The sequence below is a fragment of the Halorientalis sp. genome (assembly GCF_028275115.1).
Taxonomy (GTDB): Archaea; Halobacteriota; Halobacteria; order Halobacteriales; family Haloarculaceae; genus Halorientalis.
Window position 1 is genome coordinate 120,481 of record NZ_JAQCNH010000055.1, and the last position, 25,978, is coordinate 146,458.

At 64.2% G+C, this 25,978-nt stretch carries 29 protein-coding genes and 1 tRNA gene; 14 read left to right on the top strand and 16 right to left on the bottom strand.

Annotated features, from left to right (window positions below; all coding sequences use genetic code 11):
* Position 1: 1 nt before the first annotated feature.
* The 6 genes from Q0964_RS08715 to ahbB all read right to left on the bottom strand — a co-directional run bounded on the left by Q0964_RS08715 (position 2) and on the right by ahbB (position 6,238).
* Entirely contained in the window at positions 2 to 508 is a 507-nt protein-coding gene (locus tag Q0964_RS08715) for an AN1-type zinc finger protein (RefSeq protein WP_299266065.1), read from the bottom strand.
* A 138-nt stretch (positions 509 to 646) separates the two neighbouring features.
* Positions 647 to 1,579: a GTP cyclohydrolase MptA gene (gene mptA, locus Q0964_RS08720; RefSeq protein ID WP_299266069.1), complete on the bottom strand. Its 933-nt coding sequence runs from the start codon at positions 1,577 to 1,579 to the stop codon at positions 647 to 649.
* Positions 1,580 to 1,772: 193 nt separating this feature from the next.
* The gene (locus Q0964_RS08725; protein ID WP_299266071.1) at positions 1,773 to 3,584 is read right to left on the bottom strand and encodes a histidine kinase N-terminal 7TM domain-containing protein; all 1,812 of its coding nucleotides are present in this window, start codon (positions 3,582 to 3,584) and stop codon (positions 1,773 to 1,775) included.
* Positions 3,585 to 3,596: 12 nt separating this feature from the next.
* The gene (locus Q0964_RS08730; protein ID WP_414652141.1) at positions 3,597 to 4,226 is read right to left on the bottom strand and encodes a HalX domain-containing protein; all 630 of its coding nucleotides are present in this window, start codon (positions 4,224 to 4,226) and stop codon (positions 3,597 to 3,599) included.
* Positions 4,227 to 4,404: 178 nt separating this feature from the next.
* Positions 4,405 to 4,998, bottom strand: a complete 594-nt coding sequence (locus tag Q0964_RS08735; protein WP_299266073.1) for a response regulator — start codon at positions 4,996 to 4,998, stop codon at positions 4,405 to 4,407.
* Positions 4,999 to 5,200: 202 nt separating this feature from the next.
* The gene (gene ahbB, locus Q0964_RS08740; RefSeq protein WP_299266075.1) at positions 5,201 to 6,238 is read right to left on the bottom strand and encodes a siroheme decarboxylase subunit beta; all 1,038 of its coding nucleotides are present in this window, start codon (positions 6,236 to 6,238) and stop codon (positions 5,201 to 5,203) included.
* Between the two features lie 85 nt (positions 6,239 to 6,323).
* Between ahbB and Q0964_RS08745 the strand changes: the two genes are divergently transcribed.
* Positions 6,324 to 6,776, top strand: coding sequence for a MaoC family dehydratase (locus Q0964_RS08745; RefSeq protein WP_299266078.1), 453 nt, complete (start codon positions 6,324 to 6,326; stop codon positions 6,774 to 6,776).
* 100 nt (positions 6,777 to 6,876) lie between these two features.
* Positions 6,877 to 7,944: an anthranilate phosphoribosyltransferase gene (locus Q0964_RS08750; RefSeq protein WP_299266080.1), complete on the top strand. Its 1,068-nt coding sequence runs from the start codon at positions 6,877 to 6,879 to the stop codon at positions 7,942 to 7,944.
* Positions 7,945 to 7,950: 6 nt separating this feature from the next.
* Here the strand turns inward: Q0964_RS08750 and Q0964_RS08755 are convergent, their stop codons facing one another.
* Positions 7,951 to 8,340 carry a hypothetical protein gene (locus Q0964_RS08755; protein ID WP_299266083.1) on the bottom strand — a complete coding sequence of 130 codons (390 nt, stop codon included), beginning with the start codon at positions 8,338 to 8,340 and terminating at the stop codon, positions 7,951 to 7,953.
* A 262-nt stretch (positions 8,341 to 8,602) separates the two neighbouring features.
* On the opposite strand from Q0964_RS08755, the gene Q0964_RS08760 reads away from it, so the two are divergent.
* Both Q0964_RS08760 and Q0964_RS08765 read left to right on the top strand, forming a co-directional pair.
* Positions 8,603 to 9,247 (top strand): RAD55 family ATPase, encoded by a 645-nt coding sequence (locus Q0964_RS08760; protein ID WP_299266086.1) that lies wholly within the window; start codon positions 8,603 to 8,605, stop codon positions 9,245 to 9,247.
* Between the two features lie 37 nt (positions 9,248 to 9,284).
* Positions 9,285 to 9,833 carry a peptidylprolyl isomerase gene (locus Q0964_RS08765; RefSeq protein ID WP_299266088.1) on the top strand — a complete coding sequence of 183 codons (549 nt, stop codon included), beginning with the start codon at positions 9,285 to 9,287 and terminating at the stop codon, positions 9,831 to 9,833.
* On the opposite strand, the gene Q0964_RS08770 is transcribed toward Q0964_RS08765, so the two are convergent.
* Entirely contained in the window at positions 9,814 to 10,284 is a 471-nt protein-coding gene (locus Q0964_RS08770; protein ID WP_299266092.1) for a hypothetical protein, read from the bottom strand. The two genes, Q0964_RS08765 and Q0964_RS08770, sit on opposite strands and share 20 nt — an antisense overlap.
* An 86-nt stretch (positions 10,285 to 10,370) precedes the next feature.
* On the opposite strand from Q0964_RS08770, the gene Q0964_RS08775 reads away from it, so the two are divergent.
* The 3 genes from Q0964_RS08775 (at position 10,371) to Q0964_RS08785 (ending at position 11,916) form a co-directional block, all read left to right on the top strand.
* Complete coding sequence (locus tag Q0964_RS08775) at positions 10,371 to 10,712, top strand: ferredoxin (RefSeq protein ID WP_299266095.1); 342 nt, start codon at positions 10,371 to 10,373, stop codon at positions 10,710 to 10,712.
* Between the two features lie 158 nt (positions 10,713 to 10,870).
* Positions 10,871 to 10,954: transfer RNA gene (locus Q0964_RS08780), tRNA-Leu, on the top strand.
* A 446-nt stretch (positions 10,955 to 11,400) separates the two neighbouring features.
* Positions 11,401 to 11,916, top strand: coding sequence for a DUF5813 family protein (locus Q0964_RS08785; protein WP_299266098.1), 516 nt, complete (start codon positions 11,401 to 11,403; stop codon positions 11,914 to 11,916).
* 7 nt (positions 11,917 to 11,923) lie between these two features.
* On the opposite strand, the gene Q0964_RS08790 is transcribed toward Q0964_RS08785, so the two are convergent.
* From Q0964_RS08790 to Q0964_RS08800, 3 genes are all read right to left on the bottom strand, one after another.
* Positions 11,924 to 12,343 carry a DUF1648 domain-containing protein gene (locus Q0964_RS08790; protein ID WP_299266101.1) on the bottom strand — a complete coding sequence of 140 codons (420 nt, stop codon included), beginning with the start codon at positions 12,341 to 12,343 and terminating at the stop codon, positions 11,924 to 11,926.
* Positions 12,344 to 12,531: 188 nt separating this feature from the next.
* Entirely contained in the window at positions 12,532 to 12,762 is a 231-nt protein-coding gene (locus tag Q0964_RS08795) for an Lrp/AsnC family transcriptional regulator (RefSeq protein ID WP_299266103.1), read from the bottom strand.
* A gap of 2 nt (positions 12,763 to 12,764) precedes the next feature.
* Positions 12,765 to 13,454, bottom strand: a complete 690-nt coding sequence (locus Q0964_RS08800; protein ID WP_299266104.1) for a potassium channel family protein — start codon at positions 13,452 to 13,454, stop codon at positions 12,765 to 12,767.
* 116 nt (positions 13,455 to 13,570) lie between these two features.
* On the opposite strand from Q0964_RS08800, the gene Q0964_RS08805 reads away from it, so the two are divergent.
* The gene (locus Q0964_RS08805) at positions 13,571 to 13,801 is read left to right on the top strand and encodes an Lrp/AsnC ligand binding domain-containing protein (protein ID WP_299266107.1); all 231 of its coding nucleotides are present in this window, start codon (positions 13,571 to 13,573) and stop codon (positions 13,799 to 13,801) included.
* 282 nt (positions 13,802 to 14,083) lie between these two features.
* Positions 14,084 to 14,407, top strand: coding sequence for a DUF7991 family protein (locus Q0964_RS08810; protein WP_299266110.1), 324 nt, complete (start codon positions 14,084 to 14,086; stop codon positions 14,405 to 14,407).
* Between the two features lie 376 nt (positions 14,408 to 14,783).
* On the opposite strand, the gene tmk is transcribed toward Q0964_RS08810, so the two are convergent.
* A complete protein-coding gene (gene tmk / locus Q0964_RS08815) occupies positions 14,784 to 15,365 on the bottom strand; it encodes a dTMP kinase (RefSeq protein WP_299266112.1) in 582 nt (193 codons plus the stop codon).
* A gap of 431 nt (positions 15,366 to 15,796) precedes the next feature.
* Between tmk and Q0964_RS08820 the strand changes: the two genes are divergently transcribed.
* The 5 genes from Q0964_RS08820 to cofG all read left to right on the top strand — a co-directional run bounded on the left by Q0964_RS08820 (position 15,797) and on the right by cofG (position 20,703).
* Entirely contained in the window at positions 15,797 to 16,675 is an 879-nt protein-coding gene (locus tag Q0964_RS08820) for a complex I NDUFA9 subunit family protein (RefSeq protein WP_299266114.1), read from the top strand.
* Positions 16,676 to 16,820: 145 nt separating this feature from the next.
* On the top strand, positions 16,821 to 18,002 hold the full coding sequence (locus Q0964_RS08825) for a tubulin/FtsZ family protein (protein ID WP_299266117.1): 1,182 nt from the start codon (positions 16,821 to 16,823) through the stop codon (positions 18,000 to 18,002).
* On the top strand, positions 17,980 to 18,762 hold the full coding sequence (locus Q0964_RS08830) for a hypothetical protein (protein WP_299266122.1): 783 nt from the start codon (positions 17,980 to 17,982) through the stop codon (positions 18,760 to 18,762). Before Q0964_RS08825 ends, Q0964_RS08830 begins: the two co-directional genes overlap by 23 nt.
* Entirely contained in the window at positions 18,762 to 19,388 is a 627-nt protein-coding gene (gene cofC / locus Q0964_RS08835) for a 2-phospho-L-lactate guanylyltransferase (protein ID WP_299266125.1), read from the top strand. Before Q0964_RS08830 ends, cofC begins: the two co-directional genes overlap by 1 nt.
* A gap of 199 nt (positions 19,389 to 19,587) precedes the next feature.
* Positions 19,588 to 20,703: a 7,8-didemethyl-8-hydroxy-5-deazariboflavin synthase subunit CofG gene (cofG, locus tag Q0964_RS08840; protein ID WP_299266128.1), complete on the top strand. Its 1,116-nt coding sequence runs from the start codon at positions 19,588 to 19,590 to the stop codon at positions 20,701 to 20,703.
* A gap of 329 nt (positions 20,704 to 21,032) precedes the next feature.
* On the opposite strand, the gene Q0964_RS08845 is transcribed toward cofG, so the two are convergent.
* From Q0964_RS08845 to Q0964_RS08860, 4 genes are all read right to left on the bottom strand, one after another.
* Entirely contained in the window at positions 21,033 to 21,731 is a 699-nt protein-coding gene (locus Q0964_RS08845; protein WP_299266130.1) for a helix-turn-helix domain-containing protein, read from the bottom strand.
* A gap of 285 nt (positions 21,732 to 22,016) precedes the next feature.
* A complete protein-coding gene (cofH, locus tag Q0964_RS08850; RefSeq protein WP_299266131.1) occupies positions 22,017 to 23,372 on the bottom strand; it encodes a 7,8-didemethyl-8-hydroxy-5-deazariboflavin synthase subunit CofH in 1,356 nt (451 codons plus the stop codon).
* A 200-nt stretch (positions 23,373 to 23,572) separates the two neighbouring features.
* On the bottom strand, positions 23,573 to 23,770 hold the full coding sequence (locus Q0964_RS08855; protein ID WP_299266133.1) for a DUF8144 family membrane protein: 198 nt from the start codon (positions 23,768 to 23,770) through the stop codon (positions 23,573 to 23,575).
* A 249-nt stretch (positions 23,771 to 24,019) separates the two neighbouring features.
* Positions 24,020 to 25,849, bottom strand: coding sequence for a sensor histidine kinase (locus Q0964_RS08860; protein WP_299266134.1), 1,830 nt, complete (start codon positions 25,847 to 25,849; stop codon positions 24,020 to 24,022).
* Between the last annotated feature and the right edge of the window lie 129 nt (positions 25,850 to 25,978).

A 25,978-nucleotide genomic window follows, 5' to 3' on the forward strand; every position in this document is an offset into this window, starting at 1 on the left:
CTCAGCGGCCGCGTCGCTGCACGGCGTAGATGACCGTCGCCGGTAGTCCCCAGAAGTACCCGAATACGGCCATGACGACCCAGTGAGTGTTTATTCCGGGAAGCGACGGACGCGACATCAGCAGCGCGATGGTGAAAACCAGTAGCGGCACGTAGTAGACGCGACTGGGTCGCCACGCGTATTCGCTGGCGGTCACTCGCTCGTGGTACACCTGCTGGGCCAGGATTACCGTCGTGAGCGGGAACAACACGACCGCGAGCAACACGTACACCCACCAGGGAAGCACGCGCCAGGCCGGAACGAACGCCGTAATCCGCGGTCCGGCCGGGACCGTCACCGAGAGATCCCACGGGTCACCGGCCGTTCTCGTTCCGCCATCGGCCTCGACCGTGGCCGCACACTCGTGGTCGTCCGGCAGTCGACAGTCGACACAGAACGTCCCCCCGCAGTCCCGACAGCCGTATGTGTTCGAGACCTCGTTCTCACACGACGGACAGATAACCCCCATGCAACAGTGCAATTCGAGGACTGATAAGAAGGTTACTCCTGTGCGGACGACTCGAAAGAAGGCCGTGAACTAGCGATCGGTCCCGTCTCCGCCAGGGAAAGACCCCGTTCATCGCGGCCCGCGGCTGCTGTTGCTGTGTCAGTCCTTGCCGTTCACTTCGGCTTTCAGCGTCTCGTGCTCCGCCACTCGCTCGGCGTGTGCGTTGTGCTGGTGGATGGACTCGTCGTTTGACTGTTTCATCGTCACGATGGCGTCGTCGGGCAGGTCGGGGAACGTCTGGACCACGCCCTCGGCCATCGCCCGGACGCAGTCCTCGACGAACTTGGCGTCCTTGTGAGACTCGTAGGTCATGTAGTCCTCGTCGGGGCGCTTGGCGAGGTTGTAGATGCGGGCGCTCATCGAGTCGCGGGCGATTCGAATGATGTCGTTGAGGTCGGCCTCGGGTGCCCCCTCGCTCTCGACGGTCAGGGTCGCGTGCCCGCGCTGTGAGTGACCCGCCTGGGGCACCTCTTCGAGGAACTCGTCGATGACCTCGTCTTCCACGTCGAGTCCACGCAGGGTCTCACGGGCCCGGGAGGTACTCATGCCCTGCGAACACGGGCAGACGGTCATGCCGGTGACACGAGCACCGATCTCCTCACGGGTGCCGTCCTCGGTAGCGGTCGCGGAGGCGATGATGTCGGCCGTCGACTGTGTCGGGCGGTCGGACTCTGGGGTTCGCTCGCGAGTGACGAACTCGGCCTCCATCTTCACCTCCGCTTTAGTGGTGTAGTCGTGTTTGTCGATCAGTCGTTCTGCGGCGTCACCGCAGACATCCTCGACGCGGTGGACCTCCTGAGCGACCGCGGCTTCGAGCGTCTCGTCGACGACCTCCATGTTCCGGGACATGTCAGCACCCTTTCGCCAGGACGGCAGGTCGACGAACACTTCGAATTCGGCCATCAACACGATCGGGCGTTCGTCGGTCCGGCCGAGTTTCACGAGTTTCTCGACACCGGTAACTCCGACGCGATTCAGTCCGACGGATACATCCGGACTGGTCGCCTGGACATCCGGCAGTTGCTGACTCATCAGGAGTGGTTTGGGACTGAACCGTCGTTAGGGCTTTCGAAGACGACCGTTTGTGCGAGCCAAACCGGGAGCCACCGAAGCGGTACTGACGAGACGTGACAGCGGGCCGTGACTGGACGGTTATCGGGACATCGAACGGGCCAGTCCGTCGCCAGTCAGGTGGTGGACGACGACAGACGACGTCCGCGCGCCCTCAACGGCGGGCGTCCCGTGCCTGCGGTCCGACTCCGGAGTCCGCGTCAGCGTCGTCACCGCCAGCCGTGTCGCGGACGCCGTCGTCCAGGTCGTGCTCGCCCGGTTCGCCACTGGCTATCGGCACTCGAATCGTCACGACGGAGCCTCGCGGGTCGTTCTCCTCGAACTGGACGGTGCCGCCGGACTCGGTGACGATCCAGTTGATAATCCAGAGCCCGAGACCGCTGATGTGATTGAGCTGCGTCTCCCGGCCGCGCAACAGGACGGCACGCTCCTCCTCGTGGATTCCCGGGCCGTTGTCGACGACTTCGATGGCAAACTCGTCGTCGTCGGCCCACGCAGAGACGGCAACCTCGATGAGCGGTTCTGGGTTGTCGTTGTGTTCGATGGCGTTCTCCACGGCGTTGCCCACGGCGTCGGCGAAGAACTCGATAGCAGAGACGTGCGCGGTCTCCGGGATGTCGGTCTCGATGCTCACGTCCGGCCGTTCGGCCTCGAAGTCGTCGACGACGGTCTCGATTACCTCGACCGCGTCGAGCCGGCGGGAGGCGACGTGCTCACTGTCCAGCGCCTGTTCGAGTTGGCGAGCCTTTTCGCTCAGGTCGATCAGCCCCGAGACGTGGCTCTCGATGGCGTCGACCCACTCGGCCTCGGGATTGTTCTGCTTGCCAAGTTCCGCGTACCCCAGTACGACGTTGGCCTCGTTGCGCAGATCGTGCCGAAGCGCGCGGTTGAGCACGTTCAGGCGCTGTTCGCGCTGGCGCTGATCGGTCACGTCCCGGAGGCTGACGAGATGGCCCGTCAACAGGCCGCCGGCGCGCCGCAGCGCCGTCACCTGTACGTCGTAATGCCGGAGTTTCCCATCGCGTCGGAGCGCCAGCTCCGTACCGATGGCCTCGGTCTCCGGCCCGACGCTCTCCGCCTGTGCCAGAACGTCGTGCAGGTTCGGACACACCTCCACGACGGGGTCGCCGCGCAGCGAGTCGTCGTCGCCCGCGAGTCGCGCCGCGCGGCTGTTGTAGTCGATGATCCGTTTGTCGTCGTCGAGAATGAACACGGCCTCGACGAGATTGTTCATCAGTTCGTCTCGCGCGACCTCGCGGGCCGCCGGCACCATCTCTAGCAGGCGGTGGCGGTAGATGGCAACGACGAACGCCGCCGCAGTGATCGAGAAGGCGGCCAGCGTCGGGTCGAACGGGAAGGAAACGACCCCGCCGAGATAGGACGCGTTGACGACCCAGGGTGTGAACGTGCCCACGAGGACCGCGACTGCCTGCCCACGGTAGAGGGTGTCAGAGACGAGAAGCATCCGGACGAGGAGGGACGATCCGACGACGAGCAGCGCGTAGGAGGAGACCGTGTGGACGAGGAACCACGACCCCGTGAGCACTGGCGGCACCGCGGCCGTACTGGCCTGAAACAACCGAGACTGCTCCCACATCAGGTGATGGAACGGGTTCGTCCAGACGACGACCTGCGTGATAGCCGGGAGGAACAGAAGCGGTGCCGGTCCGAATCCGGTCAGCGGCGTCTCGTGGCCGGAGTACGATTCAGCGAAGTACAGAAACAAAACCGGGACGACCGCGATAGCGAGGTACGTGGCGTTGGCAAACACGCGCCGACCGAACAGACCGGTTTGTGTGAGTTGTAGGCCGGCAAAAAGCGCCCACAGCGACGTGGCGGCGGTCAAGCCGACCAACGGCTTCGTGCCGGAGCGCCGCCGGTTACGGTACACCCACACACTGAGTCCGGCAACGACTACGGCGAGACCCACATAGAGGAGTGCGGGCGGTGAGTGTTGCCAGGCCATGTGTAGGGCCCGTTACGGCTGTGACGTCGAGTCCATCGAGTCGAGGTCGGGTTCCGGCATCCGGAAGAGCGCGCCGAACTCGTCGTCTTCGAGGTCGCCGACGGCGTCGTCGAGGTTCCCCTCGAGTTCCTCGATCTCGTTGGTCAGCGCCTGGTACTCCTCGCTGGTTTCGAGCGCGGACCGACTCTTCGAGGTTTCGAGCGCCGCGCGCTTCGAGACCAGTGAGAAGTACTCCTGGAACGTATCGTCGTACGTCGAGTACGTCAGGAGCTGTTCGACCGTGTCGTAGAGGTCGTCCCGCGAAACTGGCTTGACGACGTACTCGTCGAAACCCATATCCAGAATGTCGAAGTCGGGGTCGACCGCCGTCACCATCGCGACGCGGCAGTCGTACCCCTGCTCACGGATGTGTGCGAGAACTTCGTCTCCCGACATCCCCGGCATTCTGCGGTCGAGCAACACGGCGTCGACGTCGTCGTCGAGTTCCTCGACCGCCTCCGATCCACCATACGCCGTCCGGACGTCGTACTCGTCCTGCAGGTGAGCCGCGTAGACATCCGTAACGGCTGATTCGTCGTCGACGATGAGGACTGTTGTTTCGCCCAAACCTATCCACTCACTGTGGAAGTTGACGAACGGCATAAAAAAAGTTTCCGCCTGGTATTCAGACTTGAAAACCAGATGCGGGGGTCGGGAGCGTTCTGTAACGTGGATTGGCGAACGAACCGTCTTCAATTATCGAATACAGTAACGAACGAAACACGAAATCCGGGCCGAGTTCTTCGGTGCTGACCCGGCAGGTGTGTGCTCGTCGGCCGTGTCACTCTTCGGTGACGGGGCGGGAGTTGTCGTGGAGTTCACGGAACACCGTCGCGAACGCCTCGTCGTCGAATCGAGCGACTGTGTCTTCCAAGTCCTGCCGGACGTGGTTGCGTTCGTCGCGGAGGTCGTGGAACTCGTCGCTGTTTTCCAGTTCGGTGTTGCTCTTGTTTGCCAGAAGCGTGGCGTACTTCGAGGTCAGCGAGTAGTAGTGCTGGAGTTTCTCTTCGTACTCGGCACAGACGAGCAGTCGCTCGATAGTGTCGAACAGGTCCTCGCGCGAGACTGGCTTGATGACGTAATCGTCGAACGCCATCTCGATGATGTCGAAGTCGGGGTCGACCGCCGTCACCATCGCGACGCGGCAGTCGAGGTCGCGGTCACGGAGCTCTTCGAGTACGTCGTCGCCCGACACGTCCGGCATCCGTCTGTCGAGCAACACGACTTCCACGTCCGGTCCGAGTGCTGTGAGTGCCTCCGCACCGCTGTAGGCCGTCCTGACGTGGTACTCCTGTTCCAACTGCGCAGTGTACGCGTCGGCCACGTCCGGTTCGTCGTCCACCACCAACACGGTGTGGAGGTCACCTGTGCTCATTTAATCGCTAGCAGCTATACCCTAACAGAATCATAAGACTTCCGGGAGTTTCGGCCCGGAAAAGCGTCAACCCCGGTGATAACCCACCAACAGCGGCCCACTGCGACGTGGCACCCCGACCCGGCGACGACGCCGTCGTGTCCCCACTCGGCGTCCCACGGACGTGGACGAGAAGGGGTCGTCCAGTTCGTTCACGGCTGTGCTACTCGCCGACGATTTCGTCGTACCGCGCGCCGGTCTGTTTCAGTGTCTCCGTGGAGTAGAGCCGTTCGTGCTCGACGGGAAGGTACTCGCCAGCGAGTTCGTCGATTTTCGTGTCGACGGCTTCGGTTTCACGGCCGTGAATCATCGTAAAGAGATTGTACTGCCAGTCCTGCCCCGGGCGGCGCGGGCGGTGATAACAGAGCGTGACGTACGGCAGCGCGCCGACGGTCTCACCCCACGCGTCGAGTTCGTCGTCGGGCACGTTCCAGACGACCATGCAGTTGTTGTCGAATCCCGTCGTGACGTGGTTGACGACACAACCGATGCGTTTGATACAGCCGTCTTCCCGCAGCGTCACGACGCTGTCGAGCACGTCGTCGACCGACGCGTCGACGGCCGCCGCCACGTCCCGGTAGGGCGTCTCTGTGAGCGGAAAGCCGTCCTGAATTTCGAGCAGGAGTCGGCGGTCGACCGCCGAGAGGTTCGCGGCGGCGTCCTCGCTGATCCGTGTCGCGGAGGCGTCGGTCTCGCTGATCGACTCACGCGCGAACCGGTCCCCGTTGACCACCGGAAACTCCAGGTCGATGTAGTAGTCCGTCAGCATCGGGAGGACGAGGACGCTCAGGCCCGTCTTGGACTCGATATCGTCGATGATCGCGTCACGTTTCTCCCGGGAGCCGGCGGTGACGACGAACCACATGTTCCACTCGTGTTCGCGGCGGTAGTTGTGGTTGACCTGTCGATGGTCGTTGATTACCTCGGCCACCTCGTCGAAGCGGTCCTCCGGGGCCGCGACGGCCGCAAGCGTAGACGAACCGATTACCGGTGGGTTGAGAACGGGGCCGAACCGACGGAACAGACCGGCCTCGCGGAGGTCTCGAACACGGGTCAGCGCATCGGCTGCGTCGATTCCCAGGTCGTCGCCGACGACCGCGAAGGGGCGTTCCGCCACCGGAAAGCCGCTCTGGTAGCCGTCGACGAGTGCCGCGTCCACGTCGTCCAGCTCCGACCGCCAGTCACCCGACTGGAGACTCATTGACGGTTGTTAGGACCTGTACAGTGTAACGGTGTCGCTTCTGGGGCGCGAAACCGCTAAGTTGCCGGCGATACTCGCCTCGCCAATGCCCACGTACTACGAGGACATCGCGGTCGGCGACACGCAGGAACACGGCAGCTACGAGGTCACCGAGGACGAGATTCTCGAGTTCGCAAAGCAGTACGACCCTCAGGAGTTTCACACGGACCCCGAGGCCGCCGAAGACACGATGTTCGGCGGCCTCGCCGCGAGCGGCTGGCACACCGCGGCCGTCTGTATGCGGCTGCTGGTCGAGACCATGGAGAACGCCGAGTGGGCCTCACAGGGTGCCCGCGGCGTCGACGAACTCCGGTGGATCCGTCCGGTTCGACCGGGCGACGAACTCTCAGTCGAGTACGAAGTCGTCGAGAAGCGCGATGGCGACCGTCCCGGTGTCGGGGAGGTCGACAGCCGGTTGACCGGCTACAACCAGGACGGCGAGCCCGTCATCTCCTGGGTCGGGCTCGGGATGATCGAGAGACGAGCGACCGAGGAGTGAGGAGTTACTGTCCGGTTGCGGAGCGTCGGTCCCGATTTTCGAACGAATCGACAGCGCCGGCTTCGTGAACTATTTCGCGCTGGCGTGCCGATAGTCGATTATGGCACAAGCGAGTCAGCAGTTCGGTGAATGGCCGCTCAAACGGTTGATGACCGAGGTCGTCGGGTCCGGTCACAAGTCCGCCGAGGACATGGGCCGTGACCAAGCACGGGAGGCGTTCCAGCGAATCCTTGCCGGCGAGCCCGACCCCACGACGCTGGGGGCGTTCTGGCTGGCCAACCGCTGGAAGCGCAACAGTCCGGAGGAACTGGCCGCCTACACCGACGTGATGCGCGAGGAATCCGTCGTGGTGGCTCCACCCGACGCCGACCCCGTCGACTGCGGGGCCAACTACGACGGCAAACACTCGACGGCCATCCTCGGCGTCGCCGCGGGTGTCGTCGCGGCCGCGGCCGGTACGCCAGTCGTCGTCCACTCCGGCGACCGCGTGCCGACCCAGAAGCTCGACGCGTACAAGCACGTGCTGGACGAACTCGGCGTTCGCACGGAACTCGACCCCACGGAGAGCGCAGCGATGGTCGACGAGGCCGGTTTCGGCTACTACTACCAGCCCGCGTTCAACCCTGGCATCGAGGACCTCTGGGATCGTCGGGATATGATGGGTGTGCGCTCGTTCGTCAACACCGTCGAGACGCTTGCCAACCCGGCCGATGCCGACGTGCATCTGGGCAGTTTCTACCACCTGGCCTTCGCGGAGAAAATCGTCGACACCTTCCGGCAGGCCCAGGCACAGGACGTGTCCCGCGTGCTGATGTTCCAGGGCCAGGAGGGGTACGACGACATTCGGCCGGGGTCGACCGTCGTCGCGGAGTGGTCCGACGGTGAGGAGCTCTCGGACTTCGAGATCGAAACTGCAAACTACGGCATGGACTTCAGCGGCGAGGACCTGGAAGTCGAGGACATCGCGGACGAGTCGGCCGCGATCACCGAAGCGGTCCTCACAGGTGACCGCGACGACCAGTTCGCCGACGCAGTTGCAGTCAACGCCGCCCTGCGGATGTACGCCCGCGAAGACGTGGACAGCCTCGAAGACGGACTCGAAGCCGCGCGAGAGGTCATCGAAAGCGGCGACGCCGAAGCGGTGCTGGACGACCTCCGGGCGTTCTGACCCCCGTCACCGGCTCCCGATTACGAATCGGGCGACGGCGTAGTCGGCGGCGACGACCGCCGCGAACGCCAGCAGCACGGCCCCGTCGCCGCCGAGAACCGGGACCGAGAGGAAAATAATGGCGAGGAGTTGGCCGGCGACGACGGTTCCGGCGACCGCCCCCCAGCCGGCGGCGCGAGGCATGTCGTAGCTATCCGGCCAGTAGCTCCGGTAGACGAAGGGTGGCATGAACACGATGGCCAGTGTCGCGAAGGTCGCGGGGTAAGTGATCGTCCCCAGGCGCTCGGTCAGGAAGTAGACGACCGGGAGTGCGAGAGCGGCACAGATGCTGAAAATCGTCTTCTCCGGCGTCAGCCATCCCGCAGACCCGGATGCGTCGGCCTCTCGATTGCTCATGTCGAAACCGTTGCGGGCAGGCACATAAAACACGTACTGTCTGTGTCGTGCGGGTGTGGAGGCGGTGTCAAATAGGTGGGCAGCGGTGTGGACGAGTATCCGGCGCGCGGAGCGCGCCGGTTCTCGCGGGCGGCGACGCCGCTCGCGCCAGTTTTTGCCCCAGCTTTTTCCGAGGAGCGATTCGCGCCGGGGGCGCGAACCCGACGAAATAAAAACGTGGGGGTGCGGTAGGCTTATTGGTCCCAACCGCTTCGGTCGGACAATGAGTGACGATACGACGCCGAGTGGCCGGCTCTCGACGGGTGTCGACCTGCTCGACAGGGGTCTCGGTGGCGGTGTCCCGGCGGGGAGTCTCGTCGCGGTATCGGCGCTCCCGCGCGCACAGAGCGAACCGCTCCTGTACGCGATGGCGGCCGCGAACTCGACGCGATACCTCTCGGCGCTCCGGCCGGCGGAGGAGGTCGCCGACGCGCTGACGACGGCCGTGCCCGTCGAGAAAGCGGCACTAGACGTCGACGTCCGCTCCGTCGACGGCGACGACGCGCTCGGCGCGCCCGAGGAGTTCCTGGGTGGACTGGAAGCCAACTCGCTGTTGGTCGTCGATCCGACGACTGAGCTGGAACAGGGCGACCGACATCGGTACACCGATTTTCTGGACACCTGTAAGCGGGCGCTCCGGATGACCGACAGCGTCGGGCTGTTTCACTGTCACGAGAACACGCCGTCGGTCCTCCGGCGGGACATGACGCTGGCCCGGGCCGATCAGGTGTGGGACGTGCGGATGGACGTGGTCGACCGGTCGGTCAAGACCTGTCTGGCGGTCACAAAAGTTCGGGGCGGGACGCCGTTCGGGCTGGTCGAGCTTAGCTTCGACGAGGCAGGTGTGTCCGCGACCGTCGGCGACTAGCACCAGACTTTTCACCCGACCGAGCGGAAGAAAAACTATGAGCGACATGGCGGTGACGCTGCATACGAACCACGGCGACATCGAGATCGATCTGTTCGACGAGCGTGCACCGAAGACCGTCGAGAACTTCGTCACCCTGGCGAAACACGACCCTGCGGCCGACGACGACCCCGCGCCCGGGACGACCACTTGGGAGGACCCCGAAAGCGGTGAGGTCCGCGGCGACTCGCTGTACGAGGGGGTCACCTTCCATCGGATCATCGAGGACTTCATGATCCAAGGCGGAGACCCGACCGGCACCGGCCGCGGCGGTCCCGGCTACCAGTTCGACGACGAGTTCCACGAGGAACTGCGCCACGACGGCCCCGGCAAGCTCTCGATGGCAAACAGCGGCCCCAACACGAACGGCTCACAGTTTTTCATCACGCTGGACGCCCAGCCCCACCTGGACGACAAACACGCCGTCTTCGGCGAAGTCGCGGACGGCATGGACGTCGTCGAGGAGATCGGCAACGTGTCGACGGACGGGCAGGACGAGCCGCACGACCCGGTCGAAATCGAAGACGTCACGCTCCACGGTAGCTAATCCCGCGTCTGTACGCCGGTACAGTCTTGGCCGTCCTCGGGACGCTCGGGTGAGACGGTTTCGGCGTCGACGCTCGCGGTCGTCTTTTTGCATCGCCGGGACCACGCCAGCGGATTCGGAACCGGGCCACGTTGGTCGGCGCACCGACGAGGATATCGTCGCCTGGTTCGGCCGGAGACGGTTGGCAGGCCAGTTCCCCGCCAGCCCAGACGGCCCAACCGCCACCCTGCTGGCCGTCTGTCAGGACGACGAATTGTGCGGTGTTGGCGGCGGTGAATCGGTCGCCGATGGCGTGCTCGACTCGACAGGCAGAGGGACGGGTCCCGCGAACACGGGAGACAGCGAAGTCACCGTCGGGCGACGACCGAGTCAGGGTCGAGTCACCAATGCCGAGACAGCCGGCGAAGGCTGTGACGCCAGTAGCTGCGATAGCGCGTCTGCGACCGACCATGGGTAGACGTGTGTTCCAGTGGAAAGAGGGTGTTCCTCCGGACCGGAAGCGACAGACGAAAGGTCGGCAGTGCACAACGTGGTGGTATGAGCGAGGCGGACGAACCGGTGGATCCCAGCGAGATCGGCGAGCAGAACGCGCCGCCGGTCGAAGCGAAGCCGTACAAGATCATCTTCGAGGCGAACAAGTGCTTCGGCGCGGGCAAGTGTGCGGAGTACTCGGACAACTGGAGTTTGGACATCTCGACCGGTATCGCCAAGCCCGAGGCCTACTTCTTCGACGAGGAGGAACTCGACCACAACGTCGCGGCCGCGGAGGCCTGTCCGGCGAAAAAGGACAAGGGAATTATCCACGTCGTGGATCGCCGGACGAACGAGGAGGTCGCCCCTGACCCCGAGGGCGACGGGACGCTCAGCGTCGACTGGTAGGCGTCACCGCTGGGTTGTCCCGCTGTGGAGCGGTTGCCCTCTGCAGCCCAGCAGACGTCACCGGGGTGCGGTCGTTTGGCGCGCCGCCGGTTGACGGGGCGAACGAAGCCGTGGCGGACCGAAACCGACAAACCCCTCACGGATGGAGAAACGAATGTGCGAGGGTAGCCAAGCCTGGAAACGGCGGCGGACTTAAGATCCGCTCCCGTAGGGGTCCAGGGGTTCAAATCCCCTCCCTCGCATGAGGCCGCGCCACAGTTCGTGGCGCGGGCGAATCGTTATGTGATTTGAATCAGGGGAGTCTCAGCACCCGAACGCACTGAGGGCGACCGTCTCCACGTGGTTCGAATCCCTCTCTCGCGCGACGGATTGTTCTCGTCTGGAGTCGCAACGAGAGGCGTCCTCGACGTTCTCGGGGCCGCGAGATGAGCTGGACCGGTCCCGAACGGGCCGGACCGCTGGCGGCCGCGCTCGACCGGAGCGAGGGGAGAGAAGAGTGAGAGACGGTCGGGGACCGCATGGAGACCGAGTCGTAACCGCGAGTAGTGGCCGCGCAGCGGTCGAAACACACGAACCCGGCGAAGTGGGGTGGTGTGAAGGGCACGCGCGTCCGTCTCCGCCGAAGGTCGGTAATAGATCCAACTCCGACACAACGCGTTTTTGTCGTCCGCTCACCTATTCGAAGGCAATGACTGACGGGATTCCCGAGCGAGCCGAGCGTGCCTTCGAGGGTCACGAGGCCTTCGAGCGCGACGGTGACAGCTTCGTCGTGACGACGACGCGATTCGACGGCCGCGTAACGGCGGCCGAGACCGACGACTGGGCGCTCTCCTACCGGTTGGTAGTGCAGACACCGATGCTATCGGCGGCCGTCGACGGCGACGTGGGGGACGCCGTGGAGGCGGGTTGGTTCGACACTCTCGAGCGCCGGCTGAAAGACGCACCGTCGGTCACCCGGACCGACGTGACACTCGACGAGATGACGCTCACCGAAGACGGAACCGAGGCCGTCGCCGAGTTCGCCTTCGAGTTCGACAACGCCGACCGCGCGCCGGACGTGGCGAAGGCCTTCGCGGAGTACGTCGAGGGGACCTACGTCGAGGGCGTCGTGCCGGGCTACGACTACGAGGGCGTCGTCGCGGACCTCATGGGCAAGGCGGCGAGCCAGGGTGGGGACGGGAGCCGCGGCGGGACGCCACTGTGAGCGGCAGTCAGACGCCGAGTCCGTACTCGCGGACGATGCCGTAGCCGGCGACCAGCGTGCCCCACGCGAGGACACCGACCAGCACGAGGTCGAACGGGACGGCGTAGCCGAGGTTCACGGCGAGGACGAGTCCCTGGACGGCCGCGAGCAGGAGCATCGTCGCGACCGTGATGCCGGTCATCGTTCGGGGGTCGTCCGGCGGATCGACCCGGGCCGACCACCGTAACACGGCGTGAGTCAGGACCATCACGACCGGCACGGCCGCCACCGCGACGGCCTTCGGGGCGAAGGTGTCGGGCTGTCCCGACGCCGAGAAGTGGATCGCCATCTCGGCGGGGAGGCGGGGGTAGACGGCGAGACCGGCCAGCGCGGTGAGCAGAGCCAGTCCACCGCTCATCGCATCAAGACGGGTCAGGGACCGGGCCATGGGGACAGTGTCTGCTGGCGGGGAGAAGTGCGTACCGGAGCGGTGGCTGATCGGTTGCGGTGGCTGAGCGGTTGCGGTCGCACGGGCACAGCAACCGCGAGCGCGCTGTTCGCGCTCGCGGCAGTTTTTCCCCAAGTTTTTGTAAAGGGGTTCGCCCAGCGAACCCCCTGCAGTAAAAAGTGGGAGCCCTAATCCATCGCGATGTACGTCTGCGTGCTCTCGACGCCGTCGGTCTCCTGGATACCGGAGGCGGCCACGTCCTTGACGGCGGCGGGGGAGTCCACCTCGACCTTCGCGATGAAGTCCACGTCGCCGGCGACGATGGATGACTCAACAACGCCGTCGACACTGTCGATGTCGGCCTTGATGCGGTCGGCGTCGCCAGTGTGGGCCTTCACCATGACGTAGGCGACGACCACGGTCAGACACCCCCTGCAGCGGTGGCGCGGGCCCGGTCGTCCCCGACGACGATTCGACACACGTCGTCGAGCACACCGAAGTCGGCGAGGACGACCAGTCGGTCGTCCGCCTCCAACGAGGCGTCGGCACTAGGGAGGCCGTAGGCTGCGTCCTGTTTGCCGAAAGCGAGGACGCGGGAGTTCGCGGGTAGTTCGAGTTCGCTCAGGGTGTAGCCGTGCACCGGCGAGTCGGCCGTCACGGTCAACTCGACCATCTGGAGGTTCCGGGCGATGTCGGCGACGGCGCGGATCGACCCACCCATCAGGGCGTTCTTGGCAGCGATGGCGCCCAGTCGCTCGGGGTAAATCACTTCGTCGACCTCCGAGGCGTACTTCCGATAGATGTCTTCGCGGTAGCCCCCGTCGATTCGCAGTACCGTGCGACAGCCGTGGTGTTTGGCGATCATGCAGGCGATGAAGTTGTCGTTCAGATTGCCCGACAGCGCGCCCAGAGCATCCGCAGTCGCCAGATCGGCCTTCGCGAGTACTGCTTCTGTCGAGCCGTCACCCTCGATCACGTCGAGCCCTTCTTTCCGGGCGCGGTCGGCCGAGGTCGGGTCATTCTCGACGACGACGACCTCGTGGCCGTTCTCCTGCAGGACGCGGGCGGTCCGGAGCCCGACGCGACCGATACCCATGATGACTATTCTCATGTGCCATACTCTGCCACGGGAAGGGATAAATCTATTCCGGAGGCCTGCCAGTTATGATGCGAAACGGCATTGTATCTGGATAAAAGCTTTTGATGTGTGGTGAAGTAGCAAGGGACATGCTTCGGGCCTACATCATGGTGAAGACGGCGGCGGGCAGGTCGGAGGCGCTACTGGAAGCGACACAGTCGCTCCCGGGGGTCACCGAGGCACATATCGTCGCCGGAAAGTACGACATTATTATTGAGGCCCAGGGCGAGGAGGTGTACAACGTGATGCACTCCGTCGCGACGGACGTCCGGGACCTCGACGGCGTCGTGGACACGCGAACCTATATTTGCTTAGAGTAGTCAGGAAACGACGGCGGCCCGTCACTCGCTGCCGTGTCGGCCACGACCCGCCTCGCACTGTGCTACCGGTCGCGGCGGCAGTGACTCATAGGCGAACTCAAACGCGTTGCTCGACGCGAAGGCCGGGACTGTTTCGACAGCCGTGTGGCCTCGTCCGAGTCCGGGACTGTGCGCTCGTCGACGGCCCGGTGTCCGGCTCCACTCAGGACACGGCAGTGAACAAACGCGGTGGCAGATTCGCGACTTCGACACCATCAAGCAGTCTCGGTATATACTACGTACATGGTCTCTATGGTTGAAATCGCCGGGCTGTTGGTCATCGTCGGCCTGAACATGGCTATCGCGGCGCTGGCGACCCGCTTTTTTCGTGTCCGGCTGAACACGCAGTGGGGGAGCGCGCTCTACGCCGTCGTCCTCACGCCGGTACCGCTGGTGGGGACGACGATACTGCTCGGGAGCGTTCTGGGCCCGAACCTGGGGAGCGCGAGTACCGTCATGGCGCTCACGGTCCTGGTCCCGCTCGCGCTGGGCATCGCCTTCGATTTCTTCTGGATGCCCGCGCCGGACGACGTGTCCGTCCCGGACAACCGCCGCCAGCGAACGTAGTTCAACGGAAGAGACTACATCCGACGGCTGAAATGGCCGCGATTCCAGTTTGAATAGTTCTTTTTTCTGCTTGTCGTGAAGCTCACTGCCTGCGACCTCTCCCACCACTCTGGTCATAAAACGTACACAACATTCGTAGGGAACGCGGTAGACTCTCGCCGTCTCGTTGCCCTGGTCGTCATAGAGGGAGGTTATAAATCGAGTCACGAACGCCTCCAGATGCTCAATACTCCAGTCTTCGATAATTATGCCAGAAGCCGGTCGCTCGTCAGGGCCAGCAACCAACAGTTCTGGCCCGACCTTCGAATCCAGATGTAACTGGATAGTGATATTGATACTCCGTTGAAATACAAGACGGGAACCGAATCACAGCGTCTTAGCGCCGACGTTCGATTTCACTCCGGGCAGTCGCGAGGACTGTCTCGGGTGACTGGGTGGCGTCGACCCGGACGAACCGGTCGGGTTCTGCGTCTATCAACCGCTCGTAGTTGTCCTGAACCTGAGCGAGGTAGTCCGCCGCCTCGAACTTGTTCGTCGTCCCGCTGCGCTCGGCACCGGTCTCGGGAGCCACGTCGAAGTAGAGGGTTAGGTCGGGCGCACGCGTGAACGGGTCGTGGACGCGCTGGACGTAGGCCATCGGGTCCTCCACAGTTCCATCGAGGGTCACACCCTGGTAGGCGTAGCGCGAGTCCGAGTAACGGTCTGAGACGACGAGGTGGCCGGCGTCGAGCGCAGGGCGGACGACTCGCGAGAGGTGGTCGGCGTGGTCGGCGGTGTAGAGGAACAGTTCCGCAAGCGGGTCGGCGGCCTCGTCGCCGATGGATCGTTCGGCGGCCTCGCCGTACCAGGAATCGGTCGGCTCGCGCGTGAAAGTGACCGAGCCGTCGAGTTCCTCGCGCAGGCCCTCCCAGACGGTGGTTTTACCGCTGCCGTCGATTCCCTCCAGCGTAATGAGCATGTCGGTGTTGGGCGGGCGGTGTTTGTAAATCGGCCGTTCCCGTTCGGCCCGGGAGGCAGAGGGCCGGCCGCGCCGTCCGCTGAGACGGGTCGGCTTTCGGTTCCGCGACCGTGACGGGACTGCGGTCTCCGAGGATGGACACCGTGGGACGCCTCGACGGCAACGCCACTGCCGCGCTCTCAGCGAGGGGGACAGGCGGCACACGTTTTTATCGAGGGCAACCACGGACTCAGTCGCACGGCCAGTGCGGCCGCTGCCGGTTCCGAACCGTCGAACGGAGCGACGAGTGACGCAGTCGAACTCCATTAACGGGCGCGACCCGCCTGCGGCCGTTTCTCGTTCCGGGGGAAAGTCACGGGACACCGGGCCGCTAGCCGGTGTCTGACCGGTCGCGGTACTTTTAAACGCAGATAATTCGAACGGTGAGTCGTATGAACGTTCTCGTCGTTGGCGGCAGCGGTTTCATCGGAACGAACCTGAGTAGGGAGTTGAGCAACCGGGGCCACGACGTGACGGTCCTGTCACGTGAGCCGGAGAGCGAGGCCCTCCCGGCCGACGTCGACACGGTACGCGGTGACGTGACGGCCTACGATTCGATCGAGGGTGCCTTCGAAGACCAGGCTGCGGTGGTGTACCTGGTGGCGCTCTCACCGCTGTTCCAGCCCGAGGGCGGCAACGAGCGGCACGTCGAGATTCACACGGAGGGTGCGCGCCACGTCGTGCAGGCGGCCGAGGAATACGACGTGGACCGGCTCCTCCACATGAGCGCCCTGGGCGCCGATCCGGACGGGCCGACGGCCTACATCCGAGCGAAGGGACAGGCCGAAGACATCGTCACCGCCTCAGATCTCGACTGGGTAATCTTCCGCCCGTCGGTCGTGTTCGGGGAGGGTGGCGAGTTCGTCTCGTTTACAAAGAAGCTCACGCCGCCCGGCCTCGCGCCGCTGCCCGGCGGCGGAAAGAAGACCAACTTCCAGCCAGTCTGGGTGGGTGACCTCGTGCCGATGCTTGCGGACGCCATCGAAGACGACCCCCACGTCGGCGAGGTCTACGAGATCGGCGGCGCCGAGGTGCTGACGCTCCGGGAGATCGCGAAGATGGTCCGGGGGAGCATCATCGTCCCGGTTCCGATGGGGCTGGCTGGGGTTGGCCTCAAACTCGCGGGGTCGATTCCTGGGTTCCCGATGGGCGGCGACCAGTACCGGTCGTTACAGTTCGACAATACCACCAGCGACAACGATATTACAGCTTTCGGCGTCGACCGCCAGGACCTGACGAAGCTCGGCGAATACGTGGATTCGCGGGCGTAAGCACCCATTTTTGCTGCTTCTAATCCCTCATTAACCGGGCTGCTTTCAGGCGGTCGCGAATTAAACTCGGCGTTCTATTTGCTGATATTTGGGGGTAAAACTTATAGCCGTAATCTGATTGTTTCTTCTCACACGGAGACGATTCATGAAACTCGCGATGATCGGTTTCGGCCAGGCGGGCGGGAAAGTCGTCGACAAGTTCCTGGAATACGACGAACGAACCGGGAGCGGGATCGTCCGCTCCGCGGTCGCCGTCAATACCGCTAAAGCCGATTTACTTGGACTGGACCGTGTACCGGAGGACAATCGGGTGCTGATCGGGCAGGCCCGGGTGAAGGGACACGGTGTCGGCGCCGACAACGAACTCGGCGCCGAGATCGCGGAGGAAGATATCGACGAGGTGCAGGGTGCGATCGACAACATCCCTGTCCACGAGGTCGACGCCTTCCTCATCGTCGCCGGTCTCGGCGGCGGGACCGGGTCGGGTGGGTCCCCCGTCCTGGCGAAACATCTCAAACGGATCTACACCGAACCGGTGTACGGCATGGGCGTGTTACCCGGCGGCGACGAGGGTGGTATCTACACGCTTAATGCCGCGCGCTCCTTCCAGACGTTCGTCCGGGAAGTCGACAACCTACTGGTGTTCGACAACGACGCCTGGCGGAAGTCCGGCGAGTCCGTCCAGGGCGGCTACGACGAGATCAACGACGAGATCGTCAAACGCTTTGGTATCCTCTTCGGTGCAGGGGAGGTCGAACAGGGCGGCGCAGTCGCCGAGAGCGTCGTCGATTCCAGCGAGATTATCAACACGCTCGCAGGCGGTGGCGTCTCGACGGTCGGCTACGCCGCCGAAGAGGTCGAACCCAAGAGTGGCAGCGGCGGGTTACTCTCGCGGTTCAAAGGAGACGACAGCGACGACGGGATGGACACCGCAAACACTACCAACCGCATCACCAGTCTCGTCCGCAAAGCCGCGCTGGGGCGGTTGACCCTGCCTTGTGAGATTGACGGTGCCGAGCGGGCACTGCTCGTGTTGAGTGGTCCGCCACGTCACCTCAACCGGAAGGGGATAGAGCGCGGTCGAAAGTGGCTGGAAGAGCAGACCGGGAGTATGGAGGTCCGCGGTGGTGACTACCCGGTCCCGGAGTCCGACTACGTCGCCAGCGTCATCTTACTGTCGGGCGTCCACAACGTGCCCCGGATCAAGGAACTCCAGCAGGTGGCTATCGAGGCCCAGGATAATATCGACGAAATCCGGCAGGAAAGCAAAGCGAATTTAGAGGAGTTAGTCGAGGACGATGATGATGAACTCGATCCCCTGTTCTAAACGGAGTGTCGTCTTCATACTACTCGCGGTCGCGGTCGTTGGCGTGGTCGGGACAGCAGCGGCCGTTACCGTCACAGACGAGAACGTGCCACAGGAGGTTGAGTCAGAGGCCGAGACGAGCGCCACGCTGACGGTGAGTAATCTCTACGACGACGCCCCCAGCGAATGGACGCTCCGTGCGGAGTCGAACCTCACGGGAGACGTTACCTGGCAGCTCAGCAAAGCAAAGTTCGGGAACGCCGGAATCGAGAACGAAAGCGGGTCGGGATCGAGCATCGAGACGGCAGTCAGTCAGGAGAACGACGACGAGGAAATCACAATCAGCGTCTCCGGGACGATGCCCAACCGGAGCGAGTACAACTACGACCCCCGGCAGAACCTCTCTGCGATCACGCTCTACCGGGTGAGCGGCGACCAGCAAACCGAGATCGGCTCCGCCGACATCGAATACTTTACCGAGAACAGTAAGCAGGCCCGGCAGGCTATCGAGAGCGCACGGGAGGCCATCGATGCGGTCGGCGGTGATAGCGAGGCAGAAGACACCCTGCAGGGCGCCATCTCGTCGTACGACAACGAGAACTTCGGGAACGCAATCCGGCAGGCCGAAAACGCCGAAGAAGCGGCCCAGGAGACCCAACAGTCACAGCAGACGACCCAGTTACTCGTCTTCGGTGGCGCGGGTATCCTCGTGCTGGCACTGGTCGGTGGCGGCGTCTGGTACTGGCGCAACCAGCAGGACGACTACGACAAACTGCGCTGATGGACGTTCTCGTCCCCCTGGCCACCGACGAACCCAAGACGCGGCTCGCGGGGACACTCTCGCCGTCTGAGCGGTCGGCCTTTGCTCGCGCGATGTGTGCCGACGTGCTCGAAGCAATTAGCGGGCGTGACCACGACCCGCAGGTCCTCGCGACGACCGCCGTCGACGCGGACGCTCCCGTCACGGTCGACGACCGGCCACTGACGACGGCAGTAAACGCCGCGCTCGCGGACGCTTTCGACGGTGGGGCCGATGCGGTCGGCGTCGTCATGGCGGACCTCGCCCTGGCGACGCCGGCCGCAGTCGACCGGTTGTTCGAGACTGACGGCGACGTGGTGCTGGCTCCGGGCCGTGGCGCAGGGACTAACGCCGTCGTGACCCGTCACCCCGAGTTTCGGACGGACTACCACGGCGCGTCGATCCGCGACCACCGCGAAGCCGCTCACGATATTGGCGCCGACGTGACGGAGGTCGACAGTTTCCGGCTGGCGACGGACGTGGACGAGCCGGCGGACCTCGCGGAGGTCCTCCTGCACGGCGAGGGGCGGGCCCGCGAGTGGCTGGTCGACGCCGGCTTCGCGGTCACGGTCGCGGACGGTCGCGCCGAGGTTACCCGAGCCAATTGATGACCGCCGGAGTGCCCCCGATGGTCGTCCTCCGGCGTCGGTCGACGTTCGATGGCTGCCCGGTGTGGTCGAACGACCTGGGCGGCCGGTGCGGACGCGGCGCGGAGTCGGTCGACCGGTCGTGACGTGGCGGCCGTCGGCGGCCCCTCCCGAATGCGGAGGTGACACGTTTTTTGCGGTCCACGACACACACCTGAACGTGATCCCGGGGACCGACGAGTACGACGTCGATCTGACCGTCGCTGACGACGACATCGAGGAGTTGCTCGACGTGCGGCCGGCGGACGTGGACCCAGCCGCCAAACTATCCTTCTGCCGGAACGTCTTCGTGCCGCTGACGACGGCCTGCCGATATACCTGCACGTACTGCACCTACTACGACGCGCCGGGACAGGCCACTCTGATGAGCCCCGACGAGATTCGGGAGACGGTCCGGCGCGGCGCCGAGGCCGGCTGTACCGAGGCACTGTTTACCTTCGGCGACGACCCTGACGACCGTTACACTGCGATCCACGACCAACTCGACGAGTGGGGCCACGGCTCGATCCACACGTACCTGCGGGAGGCATGCGAGATCGCGCTGGCGGAGGGTCTGCTCCCGCACGCCAATCCCGGCGACCAGACCCGCGACCAGATGGCAGAAGTCGCGGACCTGAACGCCTCAATGGGCGTGATGCTGGAGACGACGGCGGAGGTACAGGCACACGGCGGGCCGCGCGGAAAAAAGCCGGGTCAGCGGCTCCGCACCATCCGGACGGCGGGCGAACTCGGCGTCCCGTTCACCACCGGTATCCTCGTCGGAATCGGGGAGGACTGGGCGGACAGAGCCGAGTCGCTACTGGCGATTCGCGAACTCGACGAGCGATACGGGCATATCCAGGAGGTAATCGTCCAGCCCGTCGTCGACAACGAGCGCTGGAACGGGGGGTCACCGAGTGTGGAGGCGCTCCGGCGGACAGTCGCGATGGCCCGGGCCTGTCTGCCCGAAAGCGTGAGTGTCCAAGTGCCACCGAACCTCGCACCTGCACGCGAGGTGGTCGACTGCGGAATCGACGACCTGGGTGGCGTGTCGCCGGTCACCGTCGATCACGTCAATCCCGACTACGAGTGGCCCGCACTGAACGAACTCCGGGCGGTCGCCGACCACGCGGGCGTCCCCCTGCGGGAGCGACTGCCGGTGTACGACCGCTACGCGACGGACGAGTGGCTCTCGGACCGCATCGTCGCGGCCATCGACGCTCCCGACGGGACTGGCGACCGATTCCGGACCGTCCGCGACCGCGGAACGAACCCGACGAGTGCGTCGTCCGATTGATACTGGCTCCGTGTATCAGACCGTCTTCTGTCTACTGCTCGGGCATCAACAGTGGAAATAACACCCGCTCTCGGGGCCGGAGCGGTGCTGTCGACTACGGACCACGTGTCCCGGTTCACGTGGGCGGCACCGGCGGTCGTCGGCTACGGTTCGTTTCTCTCGTTGGCGGACAAAAAACGGGAAGCGACTACCTGTACGTGACGGTCGCGTACGGAGTGGCACTGTTTGGAGCCGCATTACTCGTTCGCGTCAGGCGACGCCCGAAACGGCGCTCGGTTCGAGCTTTGACCTGGATGAACCAGCGGTCGACGCCACGTAGAGTCGCCCGGTCACCAGGACAGGGTGGCCGCGTCGTCCTCGGTGGGGCCAGGGGTGCGGTCGAGCGCGCGGAGTTCGCGGAACACGGTCGCTTCGATTTTGCGGAGGTGTTCGCCGATGTTAGCGGCCGAGCAACCGAGTTCCTCTGCCAGTTCCTTGTGAGTCGTGCGGCGTGGGTCAGCGTAGTATCCCTGCTCGACGGCGGCGGTGAATATTTCGCGCTGTCGCTCGGTGAGTTTCTCCAGCAGTTGCTCGGCGTCGGGATAGGAGGTCCCAGTCCGGACGATCTCCACGTCGATGGTCTCCGGTAACGCCGCGATTTTCTCGCGGAAGCCGCTGTCGTGCCCGACGTAAGTCACCTCCACAGTCCGTTGGTCGACGACGCCGACTGGCCACTTGACGAACACGTCGGAGGAGCGCCGAGTCTGCAGCAGCGTCCGCGCGAACTCCGTCGGGTCGACGGAGAGGTATGCGTACCACGTGCGTTCTCCCGAGAGACTACACTCTCGAACCGGGTCCGCGGCCTGCACGATGGACTCGAATCGGCCCCGGTCGCCGGTCCCCTCCGCGAGGACGACGAGGGTCCCGTCGTCGAGGAGGTCCGCCCGGTGGACCCGCTGGACAGACACGACGGGGTCGGCGAGCAACTCACCCACGAACGGGTGGAACTGCGGGGCGTCCAGCGAGAGTCGAACCGTCACATGTCGCATCGTCCGCTCGTTGTTCCAACTGTGAAATAGTTCTTTCGTTGATGCGAAGTGGAGAAGGGGGGATGGGGAATCGACCGGCGGCGTTGCTGGCCGCCGAATCAGGAATTCCCGGGCCGTACACTCCAGTTAGCCCGTCTGCAACTCTAGCGTAATCGGGGAGCCGTCTTGGGTTTTGACCCGCCTATTCAAAGTGGATTTATTACATTCGTTTCTGAGAGAGTATATGTATAAAAGACCGCGACGGTCGCGCGGCCGCTCCCGGACCGTCGAAGCCACGGTCGCCAGTCAGTTTTCGGGGACGAGTGGCGTCCCGTCGGCTTGAGGGCCGAGCCTCGGACCGAGGGTGTCGGCAGCGGGATCGACTCGGCGACGGTGTTCGTAGTCGGTCGACCGTTCGACGGGGACGCGACCGATGGCTGTGATCATGTCGGCGTACTCCCGGACCGAGCGACACTCTCCGAAGCCGCCGCCAGCGCGTTTCGTAATCTCCTCGCTGAGGATTGTTCCCATGAAGTCGTCGGCCCCGCAGGTGAGCATCTTCAGTCCCTGTGCATCACCGTACTTGACCCAGGAGGACTGGATGTGCTCGACGTTGTCCAGATAGAGCCGCGAGACGGCGATCATCAGTTCGTCCTCGTGGACCGTCGCCCCCGTGTCTACCATCCCGCGCTCGAAAAGCGGCGTCTCCTGGTGGACGAAAGATAGGGGAACGAACTCGGTAATCGCGCCGGTCCGGTCCTGCAGGTCCCGGATGCGGTCCAGATGCAGCGCCCGGTGTGCCTCGTTCTCGACGTGGCCGTACATGATCGTCGCCGTGGTGTCGAGGCCGACGGTTGCGGCCGCCTCCATCGCCTCCAGCCACTCACCACTGTCGATCTTACCGGGGCAGATGACGTTGCGAACTTCGTCGGACAGAATCTCGGCAGCCGTCCCCGGAACCGAGTCGAGTCCCGCCGCCTGCAGTCGGCGGAACACTTCCTCGTATGACCAGTCCGTCCCACGACGGGCGTGGTAAGCCTCCTCGGGCGTCATCGAGTGGACGTGGACGCCGTCGACGCTCATCGCCTCGATCTGTCCCACGTAGTTCCCCGGGTCCGTCTCGTACTCGGCGGGCGGTCGATAGTTCAGGTCGCCCCGCTCGCTGGTCTCTAAGATTTCGCGATGGTCGTCGTCGAGCGCGAACGCCGGGTGGAGCCCCGAGACCGAAGTCACCTCGTAGATGCCCCGTTCGGCCGCGCCAGCGACGATCTCGCGGGATTCGGCGGGCGTCTTCGTGAACCCATCGTGGTCGTCCTGATAGCTCGTCCGGAACTGTTCGGAGCGGTCCTTGAAATTACAGAACAGACACCCGGTGTTACACGCTGTGGTGACGTTGTTGTTGAGATTGGCGACGAACGTGACCTCCTCGCCGACCACTTCGGCGCGCCGACGGTCGGCGGCTTCGAGGACGCGTTCTTTGCGTGCGCGGTCGATTCCGGGTCGGTCGGTCCCGGTTGTGAGCAACTCAATCCCGTCGTCGACGGTGAGTCGGTCCCCGGTCCGGGCCTTTTCGAGCGCGTTCTCGAACGACTGGTCGGTCTGTGGGCGGTGCTGGAAGTCGAACTCGCCCCGCGGGACCGACGGCGTGACCGCATCAGGCATTGACTCGTGGCAGGGGCGGGACCGGTATATACGTGGCGCCATCTTTTTTCACGGGGGGTTCGCGCTCGCCCACGGCGAGCGCTCAACCCCCGTCAAAAAACATGGGTGAAAAAAGGCGGAACTCGCGCCACCGGCGCGAGTTCCGTGAACCGCGCTCCCTTCGGTCGCGCGGATGCTGGTGTGCATTGAAGAGCGTGTCTTTACCGACCGTACAGTACGTATGAGAACGTAAGAAATGCCAATACTCCTCCGCCAAAGAACCCAAGCAATATACCGTAGACTGGTCCCGCAGAACTCAGGATCGACATTAGAACAATAGCGACTGCGAGGGACCCGAAAAAAAGAAGCATACCCGTCTGCCACTCTTTAATAAACTCTACGAGGTTCTTCTCAGCCATACTTCAATCGTATTGAACAATCATCCTAACTTTTCCGGCGCTATGTTTGCACTCCAAATCTATCGGCATTTGCACACTATTCTCGCTGAAACTAGCATCCGCCACGCCTCTGACAAGTCCCCACTCGTTCCCTGCGGTCACTCGCGGGAATCCCGGAACTCGCGCCAGCGGCGCGAGTTCCGTCGTTTTTCCCCAAGTTTTTGCAACGGGGGGTTCGCGTCGCGAACCCCCCGCAGTAAAAAGTGGGTTCTAGTCGTCGGCGCCGATTCCGAGATTGAGGTCGGTCGCGTCCTCGTCCTCGATGTCCGTCCCGGGAATCGCGGCCTCCAGTTCGATCGTGACGGTACAGCCACGGTCGGTGTTCTCGAATCCGATGTCGCCCTGCGAGAGGTCGACGATCCAGTCGATCAGCCAGAGCCCGACACTCGAACCGTGTTCGAGGGCGGTCTCCTCCCGGCGTTCGAGGACCTCGACCTCCTTGTATGGGATGCCGGGGCCGTTGTCGGCGACCCGGACGACGGCGTTGTCGTCGTCACACTCGGCGGTGACGGCGACCTGTGGGTCGTCGGCCTCGTTATGCATCGCGGCGTTTTCGACGACGTTGTCGATGGCGTGGGCGAGCGCCCAGTGGGCGTGGACCGGACAGGTGTCGGGCAGGTCGGTCTCGAAGGAGACCCCAGGGAACTCCCGATGGGTGGTCTCGATGGCCTCGCTGGCCATCTCGGCGACGTCGAACTCACTACGGGTCCGTTTACCCGAGAGCAGTTTCTCGACGGTCCGGGCCTTCTCGCTGGCGTCGAGCAGGTTGTCGCTTTTATCCATGATGGTCTGGAGGCGTTCGGCCTGCAGGCCGGAGGTCTCCTCGGCGAGCATCTGTGCGTTTGCCTTGACCACGGAGAGGTCGTTTCGGACGTTGTGCCGTAACACGCGGCTGAGGACCTGCTTGAGCAGGTCGAGTTCCTGTTGTTGCTGCCGGAGGTCGGTCACGTCGTAACAGAGGACCGTCCAGCCCAGATGGTCACCGTCGTCGTCGAGGCGGGACACCCGGACGACGAAAGTTCGGGAGACACCGTTGATGCCGGTGGTGAACTCGTGACCGTCGAGTACGTCGGCGACCCCTGCAGGGGACGCGGCCGCGGTGCCGCTCTCGTCGCCCCGGATGCTGGGCAGCGACTCGGAGAGTTCGACCACACCGACGACACCGCGGCCGACGGCCTCGTCCGTAACTCCGAGCACGAGTTTCGCCGCCTCGTTCAGTTCGATGACGGTCCCGTCGACGCTGTAGACGAGAATCGCCCCGTCGATGGCTTCGATGAGGCTGTTTTCCGGCAGAGACACCACGTCGTAGTCGCTGAACCGGACCACTCCGAGGACGACGAAACTGTTGGCGAGGACGTAGACCAGCGGGTGAGGTTCGTACGGCAGGTCGAGGAAGGCAAAACCGACGGCAAAGAGGAGACCAGCTATGCCGCCGAGGACCAGCATCGTGTTGCGCCAGCGGTAAAGACGCTGGTCCGAACGCAGGGTGAAGCCGACGAGCAGTCCGACCATCCCCATCAGCAGGCCCAGCGAGTAGACACTCTGTGCGAGGGCGACCGGCCCGCTCTCGAAGGCAGGAGGCGAGAGCAAAGTGTTCGAGGTCGGGACGGACACCGACGACCAGTACAGCGAGTGTACCCCCGGTACCGCCGGGGCGGTGTTGGTCACGAGCAGGGCGACACAGACCGCCAGCGGGCCGCCGACCAACAGGAGCGCCGAGCGGCGGGCCAGCACGGCCCACTCGGTCCAGGCGACCACGAACAGGTACCAGAGGAAGACGACGACCGCCGCGAGAACGCCGAACAGTTTCCAGAAGAGTACCGTCGTCGTCACCGTCGGCGCGACCAGCGAGAGCAGGTACAAAAGCGACTGTAGGCTGCCGAGTACCGCGGCGGCGAGCAGATACTCCAGTCCCCGGACGTTCCGGTTCGTCCAGTACACGTACGCGAAAGCCGCCATCACGATCGTACTGAACAGGTACCAACCCGCCCACAGCGCGTTCGCCAGCATCCGTGCTATCGACAGTCGACCACAGGCCATCTTGTAGGTTCGCCCCGAATTTTCAGTTTTGATTCCACACGTGGGCGGCGTGCAATCACGGCGGCCGGCCGGCGCCCGTGGGGATAGTAACCCCTTAGTGACGCCGCGGGGACCAACGGACAATGACTG

Coding starts and splice junctions, on each gene's coding strand:
- Q0964_RS08860 (WP_299266134.1), bottom strand. CDS start 25,849: ATGGCCTGTGGTCGACTGTCGATAGCACGGATGCTGGCGAACGCGCTG.
- Q0964_RS08825 (WP_299266117.1), top strand. CDS start 16,821: ATGAAACTCGCGATGATCGGTTTCGGCCAGGCGGGCGGGAAAGTCGTC.
- Q0964_RS08725 (WP_299266071.1), bottom strand. CDS start 3,584: ATGGCCTGGCAACACTCACCGCCCGCACTCCTCTATGTGGGTCTCGCC.
- Q0964_RS08770 (WP_299266092.1), bottom strand. CDS start 10,284: ATGGTCGGTCGCAGACGCGCTATCGCAGCTACTGGCGTCACAGCCTTC.
- Q0964_RS08765 (WP_299266088.1), top strand. CDS start 9,285: ATGAGCGACATGGCGGTGACGCTGCATACGAACCACGGCGACATCGAG.
- Q0964_RS08760 (WP_299266086.1), top strand. CDS start 8,603: ATGAGTGACGATACGACGCCGAGTGGCCGGCTCTCGACGGGTGTCGAC.
- Q0964_RS08715 (WP_299266065.1), bottom strand. CDS start 508: ATGGGGGTTATCTGTCCGTCGTGTGAGAACGAGGTCTCGAACACATAC.
- Q0964_RS08755 (WP_299266083.1), bottom strand. CDS start 8,340: ATGAGCAATCGAGAGGCCGACGCATCCGGGTCTGCGGGATGGCTGACG.
- Q0964_RS08750 (WP_299266080.1), top strand. CDS start 6,877: ATGGCACAAGCGAGTCAGCAGTTCGGTGAATGGCCGCTCAAACGGTTG.
- Q0964_RS08855 (WP_299266133.1), bottom strand. CDS start 23,770: ATGGCTGAGAAGAACCTCGTAGAGTTTATTAAAGAGTGGCAGACGGGT.
- cofC (WP_299266125.1), top strand. CDS start 18,762: ATGGACGTTCTCGTCCCCCTGGCCACCGACGAACCCAAGACGCGGCTC.
- cofH (WP_299266131.1), bottom strand. CDS start 23,372: ATGCCTGATGCGGTCACGCCGTCGGTCCCGCGGGGCGAGTTCGACTTC.
- Q0964_RS08790 (WP_299266101.1), bottom strand. CDS start 12,343: ATGGCCCGGTCCCTGACCCGTCTTGATGCGATGAGCGGTGGACTGGCT.
- Q0964_RS08800 (WP_299266104.1), bottom strand. CDS start 13,454: ATGAGAATAGTCATCATGGGTATCGGTCGCGTCGGGCTCCGGACCGCC.
- Q0964_RS08845 (WP_299266130.1), bottom strand. CDS start 21,731: ATGCGACATGTGACGGTTCGACTCTCGCTGGACGCCCCGCAGTTCCAC.
- Q0964_RS08830 (WP_299266122.1), top strand. CDS start 17,980: ATGAACTCGATCCCCTGTTCTAAACGGAGTGTCGTCTTCATACTACTC.
- mptA (WP_299266069.1), bottom strand. CDS start 1,579: ATGAGTCAGCAACTGCCGGATGTCCAGGCGACCAGTCCGGATGTATCC.
- Q0964_RS08805 (WP_299266107.1), top strand. CDS start 13,571: ATGCTTCGGGCCTACATCATGGTGAAGACGGCGGCGGGCAGGTCGGAG.
- Q0964_RS08810 (WP_299266110.1), top strand. CDS start 14,084: ATGGTCTCTATGGTTGAAATCGCCGGGCTGTTGGTCATCGTCGGCCTG.
- Q0964_RS08775 (WP_299266095.1), top strand. CDS start 10,371: ATGAGCGAGGCGGACGAACCGGTGGATCCCAGCGAGATCGGCGAGCAG.
- ahbB (WP_299266075.1), bottom strand. CDS start 6,238: ATGAGTCTCCAGTCGGGTGACTGGCGGTCGGAGCTGGACGACGTGGAC.
- tmk (WP_299266112.1), bottom strand. CDS start 15,365: ATGCTCATTACGCTGGAGGGAATCGACGGCAGCGGTAAAACCACCGTC.
- Q0964_RS08730 (WP_414652141.1), bottom strand. CDS start 4,226: ATGCCGTTCGTCAACTTCCACAGTGAGTGGATAGGTTTGGGCGAAACA.
- Q0964_RS08745 (WP_299266078.1), top strand. CDS start 6,324: ATGCCCACGTACTACGAGGACATCGCGGTCGGCGACACGCAGGAACAC.
- Q0964_RS08785 (WP_299266098.1), top strand. CDS start 11,401: ATGACTGACGGGATTCCCGAGCGAGCCGAGCGTGCCTTCGAGGGTCAC.
- Q0964_RS08735 (WP_299266073.1), bottom strand. CDS start 4,998: ATGAGCACAGGTGACCTCCACACCGTGTTGGTGGTGGACGACGAACCG.
- Q0964_RS08820 (WP_299266114.1), top strand. CDS start 15,797: ATGAACGTTCTCGTCGTTGGCGGCAGCGGTTTCATCGGAACGAACCTG.